The organism is Flectobacillus sp. BAB-3569 (assembly GCF_002270355.1).
In the GTDB taxonomy this organism is placed as follows: domain Bacteria; phylum Bacteroidota; class Bacteroidia; order Cytophagales; family Spirosomataceae; genus Flectobacillus; species Flectobacillus roseus.
Map to the genome: position 1 here is coordinate 157,215 of NZ_NJFZ01000035.1, position 6,000 is coordinate 163,214.

General features: G+C 34.6%; 6 protein-coding genes and 1 pseudogene. All 7 read right to left on the reverse strand.

Annotation, left to right across the window (positions count from 1 at the left end):
• Positions 1–12: 12 nt before the first annotated feature.
• Positions 13–405 (reverse strand): DUF2251 domain-containing protein, encoded by a 393-nt coding sequence (locus BWI92_RS24545; protein WP_217903477.1) that lies wholly within the window; start codon positions 403–405, stop codon positions 13–15.
• Positions 406–567: 162 nt separating this feature from the next.
• Positions 568–1,587, reverse strand: coding sequence for a thioredoxin-like domain-containing protein (locus BWI92_RS24550; protein ID WP_095167882.1), 1,020 nt, complete (start codon positions 1,585–1,587; stop codon positions 568–570).
• A 136-nt stretch (positions 1,588–1,723) separates the two neighbouring features.
• Entirely contained in the window at positions 1,724–2,242 is a 519-nt protein-coding gene (locus tag BWI92_RS24555) for a 3'-5' exoribonuclease (RefSeq protein ID WP_095167884.1), read from the reverse strand.
• Positions 2,243–2,400: 158 nt separating this feature from the next.
• Positions 2,401–3,111: a hypothetical protein gene (locus tag BWI92_RS24560; protein ID WP_141234916.1), complete on the reverse strand. Its 711-nt coding sequence runs from the start codon at positions 3,109–3,111 to the stop codon at positions 2,401–2,403.
• Positions 3,112–3,222: 111 nt separating this feature from the next.
• Positions 3,223–4,305 (reverse strand): hypothetical protein, encoded by a 1,083-nt coding sequence (locus tag BWI92_RS24565; protein WP_141234917.1) that lies wholly within the window; start codon positions 4,303–4,305, stop codon positions 3,223–3,225.
• Positions 4,306–4,492: 187 nt separating this feature from the next.
• Positions 4,493–4,798, reverse strand: a complete 306-nt coding sequence (locus tag BWI92_RS24570) for a hypothetical protein (RefSeq protein ID WP_095167890.1) — start codon at positions 4,796–4,798, stop codon at positions 4,493–4,495.
• A 171-nt stretch (positions 4,799–4,969) separates the two neighbouring features.
• Positions 4,970–6,000 (reverse strand): annotated as a pseudogene (locus tag BWI92_RS24575) (IS3 family transposase); the annotation flags it as partial.

The following is a 6,000-nucleotide window of genomic DNA, read 5'->3' on the forward strand; positions in this document are numbered from 1 at the left end:
TTTTACAGGAAGTTATTCGCTTTTGGAAAAGCTATCTATTAACGTGTCTGTTAAAATACGTTCTTTTATTTTTGTCCATGAGTTATTTGATTCAGGAAAACCAGTTCTGCAATACCCAGCTTTATTCCTGAAGTCAAACACGGCGTGGTAATAATTATTTATTGAAAGAAAAGCCTTTGATTCGTCCTCTGTCCAAAGAATTTTTAAAGTAGAAGGCTTGTGTTTGTCAGTCACGTTGGCGACATTTAAAATCATCATTCTGCAACCACTTTCAAATGGAGATGCAAACATATCATCTTCAAATTCTAAATAGGGCAAATATGTAATCTTTGTCTGAGTGATTCCGTGCATAGAAAGTCTGTCTTCTAAACGGTCGTTTCTAGCTATCGTTGCAGGGTGTGTCATTTTAAACGTTCTGATGATAATGATCTCAATTTACCTAAGGCAAAATCTGTTGGTATTAGTTTTTATTCTTCAATATTAACTAACCAATGTTTTTTATTTATTATCCTCAATTGTAAGCTTCCCCACAATAGTATGGATGAAAAATCAACAGAGGTGTTACATTTAGTTGATTTTGGATAATATTTCAAATGATTTAGTATAACCATTGGCTCTGATAACCAGATTTTTATCGACTAATAAATCGTAGGGCAACGCATTGAAATTAAGGGTTTTGATGATTTCACTATCAAAGCCCTCTTTGATATTTAGTTGAGTCCAAGTTACTTTATCTTCCTTAATTGCTTTTTCCCAAGTCAATTTATTGGAGTCAAGTGAGACCCCAATAATTGCTACTTTGTCTAAATCAATTGTTTTAATGATATCATTCATTTTTCTATTGAATATTCGACAAGGCCCACACGCAGCGTCCCAAAACATAATAAAGGTATATTGTTTGGTTGTGTCAATTATGGGTTTTTCGATGCCATTTGTATCAGGGAATGAATAATTTTTAATTACTTTTCCAATTAGACTACGTTTTATCAACGATTGTTTTATCCAAGGGCCAAGATCTTTATCCTGATTTTCTATAGGTATTTTCTCCATCAGAGCATTTATTTCATCTGTTGAAGCTATGTCCATAATATTTGCTATTAATGAAAGATTACTTAAAGAATTGGGATATTTTTCTGTATGTTTTTCAATCAAATTCATGATTTTAGCTTTGTCCTCGAATGAAAAACTATCTTTAAATTTTTGGGAAATAAGTCCCCAAATTTTGTGGTCATCAATTGTGATAGGATTTCCAGAAACACTGACAGGGGAAACTTGAATAACTTTACTATCGATCAAATTTGGCTTATTTTTATATATAACATTGATCGTTTTTCCATCCGTATACACACCTCTAGCTCCTTGAAAATCATTAAATCCAATTTCAATATGCATAGGATAGTCTAGTTTTCCTGTTAGGACAAATTTATTTTTACTGATGATAATAGTGTCGATTGTAAAAGTTGGGTTTCTGTGAACATTCACCTTTTTAATAAGCCCATCTTCATAAGTGCCAGTGATTTTAAAAGGAATTTGTTGTGAAAAAATAGTATGTGAAAGGAGGAGGAATAAATAAAATAATTTTTTCATAGATGTGATTTTTTTGTTTTTAGTATTTAGTTTTTCAACAGGTTGTCAATCCACTCATATGCAAAAAACTCAAAAGTTTTCAAAGCAGTTGGTGGATAATTTATAATGGTCTATTTGTTTCGTTGTGTGTTCAAGTTTAAAATTTAATTTTAAGTCCAAACTCTTTTTTCATTGTAAGTAAGGCTTCTGCATTACCTTTTGCATCGTCAACTGGATTATGAGTATGTCTAGTTTTACGTAAATGTTTGAACGTTTTAAAAGTGTCCTTTTCGATTCCTTTGTAAAGACTCCCTAAGTTTTGTGAGCTAAATCCAAAAGGATTTGCCCCTATAAAGTGATGAAAATACCAACAAATAAACATCCAGTCAAAGCCATTGTTGTCACTTATAAAAATGGGTCTGTCTTTACATACTTCCTTGATCCAATTGGCAAAGTTTAACATTACAATATTGGGTTCTTCAAATGTCAAGGTTTCTTCCCTTGAATGTCCCGAAACAGCAAGTGCTTCTGGAATAAACCTATCAGAGATTGGTTTTAGTTTTCCATAAAATGTTTTGTCGAGTTGTTCGTTCACTAAAACTGCTCCAAAAGATATCATAGAAAAGTCGCCTGGAATAGGTCCGTCACTTTCTATGTCCACCATAATATATGCCATAGGTTGTGTATTTGTTTAGGGGTTGGTAATATTGTCATAAGGTTTTCAGATTGGGTAAGTGGTTGATTTATAGGTGATTGTTTTGATCTAAGGCTAAGGGTTATGGTTAATCTAAACTCCTATTTTAGCACCGAACCAGCCATTTTGCCCAAAGACTATTAGTTGCTGTATTTTTCGTTTGGATGTTGAAGTTGATAAATTTCGTCTGTTTCTAATTTGTTTCTTAAAACATTCGAAATCTTGTATGTTCCATCATTCAAAATTTCTATTTCCTTGGAGTCAATAGCCGATAATATCTCTGATGCAAAGTTTTTAAGTTGCTTGTGATAAAACCCAAAATCGTTTGAAAACTTTTCGGATTCAGTTTTCCAATTTTCGCCATAGAAAGTTTTCAAATATCCTTCGTCTGTCCAATAGAGATAGTTAAGTCCTAAATTTCCTAAAAATTTGTACGCATATCTTCTTTTCCTATTTTCTTGGTAAACCCCACAATATAAATGATAAATGCGGTTAAGATTAAGGTCTATTTTATCTGGTTGAGTAAGGAAGGCGTTTAAAGCTCTTTGTAGTTTCCAAGTTTCAAATTGTCCTTCTTCAATAATGCTAGTCTTTATGAATTCAGGCAATTTTACTTTGTTGTATTTGTCCTTAAAATTAAACTCAATCAAATCTAAATATGCTTCGCTATCAAGTTGTTGCTCTAAATCTGGTTGCGAATAAATAAAATTCTCCAAGTCCTCAACAGATATGTCTCCATTAAGAAATTTGTAAAATTCTATTTTATTGTTGCTAGACAAGATTGACATAATATGGTAGCTACTGTTTGGAGCTTGGGGAGTTTGAGTTCTGCCAGCTAGTAAGTTTATCATTGCAATATTGCTGATATTTTATTGATAAGCCAAGCTCGACCAGAAGCATAATAAAGAACAAACGTTGAGGAAAGATTCGTTATGCCTACCTCATTTTGACAGAGGTTTTTGTTAGTCTTTTGAAGTTTTTGTCCCACAAGATGAACAAAATGGTAAGTGAGCAAAATTTTTATTCTCACACTTTTTGCAATTACTAAATAATTCAAGTCCGCAATATCTGCAAAAGTCTGTTGTAACATATTGTAGCTCGATTTCTTCACCTTTTATTGGCAATGCCCATTTCTTGATAATAAAATCTTTGCCACAAGAAGGACAATAATGGTTTTCAAGAGCTTTTTCAGCTACTTCCATTTGTACTTTCTTTGAACGTTCTTCTGTTGACACTTGTAGTTCTGCTTGCTTATCCTCGATATATTTCCCGATAGTTTTTATTGCGTAATAACCAAGTCCACCTGATACTATAATTCCAACAGTATACCTTATATAGCCTCCATAGCTTGGTAAGTAAGGCACAAGCCCAAAAAAGAATGTATAAAAAGCAAAAAGTGTGAATCCAAAGTATAATGGCCAAAATTTATGTCGACGATAACGAATGAAAAAGAAAATACCTAATGCCAATATTGGGGCTACAATGAAAAGTCTGATTAAGAAAACTTTTAAATCATAATGCTTTACTGCACTATCGAACTTATTTTCTGCCTCTGTTTTTTCATCGTTTACCAGTTTTTGAAGGGCAATATTTTGTTTAGTAACCGTCTCAATTTCAGTTTGTTTTGCTTCTAATTTAACCTTCCAGGCGTCCTTGATTTTATGAATTTCATCTAATCTCTTTGCTCTATCAATTACTTCTTGGTCTTTGTCTGGCGAGCCCAAAGTTTTTCTAGTCTGTACCCAATTGTCAAATGATTGCTTTTCGCTTGTATAGTTTTCTTCTGCTGTTTTTATGGTCTTTTCAATTAATGACCTCTGAGCACTTAAATTTTCGATTTGTAAGTTCAAAGCATTTTGCTTCGTAGTAAGCTGTGAAAGTTTTGCTTTGTTTTCAAATGACTCCATGAGAGGTCTTGTTGAAGAGCTATCAATGTCATCAATAATTTTGTTGCAAAGTAGAACTAAAAACAAACAAAGTATGATTGAAATTGAATAGTAGATTAGCCTTGATGTTTTCTCTAGTTTTTTACTGTTAATATCCATTATTGTGTAGGTTTAAAATTGTTGCCAATGTTTCTGGGCTTTGTGAAGGTTGGCTTTCCAAGCACAATAGCCTAATTTATTACTAAAATTCATTAAAAGCACGAGACTTCCAAGCTTGCACCTCAGCCCGAGGGATGCAACACTCATGTTGTTGACTGAGCTTTCTTCTATTGTTACGTTTACGGTCTTAGTGCTTGTCCAACTTAAAAACAGTCTGAATTCCTTTACCTCTTAAGCTATCCTGAAATGAATCCATTGTCTTTTCTGTCAAATTTTCATCATACGCATCGAGTTCAAGTCCTACGCAAAAGTATTTTTTAGTATCATCTGCAGTCTGAATGGCGATATAGTTGCTACCAAATATACAAAAAGCGAAAAGCCACTTCCACTTTGACTTGTCAATAGTTATTTTTCGAATGTCAGACAATGGATATGTCTTAACTTGTCGAAAAGGGAAATTAGGATTTATAACTATTAAAGCATCTTGTGTCAAAGCAAAGCTGTTGTTTAGAAAGGCACAAACGGTATATCTGTCGGCTTCCCATTTTTAGTACAGTTTAAAAATATACATAATCTGTCTACTTTGATTATGTTTAGACCCTTCTTGGGCTGAGTGTAGCGTAGCGGAACGAAGCCCAAGAAGGGTGTTCTGTTTTTTCATTCTATAATCTACTGGGCTCATTCCACCTAGAGAGACATGCGGGCGAACGAAATTATAATCCCTCAGCCATAGATCTGTTTCTTGGCGAACTTCCTCCAAAGAATCAAAAGCATAAGCATCTAATACATGTCTGCGGTAAGTTTGATTGAATCGCTCAATGTAGGCATTTTGCGTTGGTTTCCCTGGTTGAATATAGTGAAAAACGATGTCATTCATCTGACTCCATTCTTGCGCTAGCTTTGCTACAAATTCTGGCCCATTATCCATTCGAATCTTAGTGGGCTTACCATATTTGTTCACCAAATGGCGAAGAATATAAATCACCCTACTACTCTTGAGCGAGTAGTCTGTCTCTATGAAAAGTACTTCTCGATTGTAATCATCTATCACGTTAAAGCTTCGGAATGAACGCCCATTGCTCAAAACATCACTCATGAAGTCTATGCTCCAAGTTTGAGTAAAGCTTTGGGGTACTTCTAAGGGCTCTTTTACTCTAGCCACAAGACGTTTTTTAGCCTTTCTACGAATAGAAAGACCCATATGAACATACACCCGATGCACTCGCTTATGATTGAAACTATGACCCGCATTGCGCATACGGTGGTAAAACTTCCAAAAGCCTTCACGAGGATGATCCTTACTCAATTGTGATAATTCATCCATTAACACTTGATCGTTCTTAACGGATTGATACCTTAAACTGCTTCGGCTCGTTTTGAAGATACGGCATGCCTTGCTAATGCCTCTTGGATAGAGTTCTTTCAACTCTCGCACAAGTGCTCGCTTGACACAAGGCTTTAGAGCTTTTTTTCTATGACATATTTTGCCATATCCAACTCCAAGGCTAGTTCTGCATACATGCGCTTGAGTTTGGCGTTCTCTTCTTCAAGTTGTTTGACCTTCTTGAGTTCGCTCGCTTCCATGCCGCCATAACGCTGACGCCATTTATAAAATGTTACCTTACTGACCCCATATTCCCGAACAATGGTGTCTAAGGACTTGCCAGATTCAAATTCCTTAAGAATCTTGGCAAT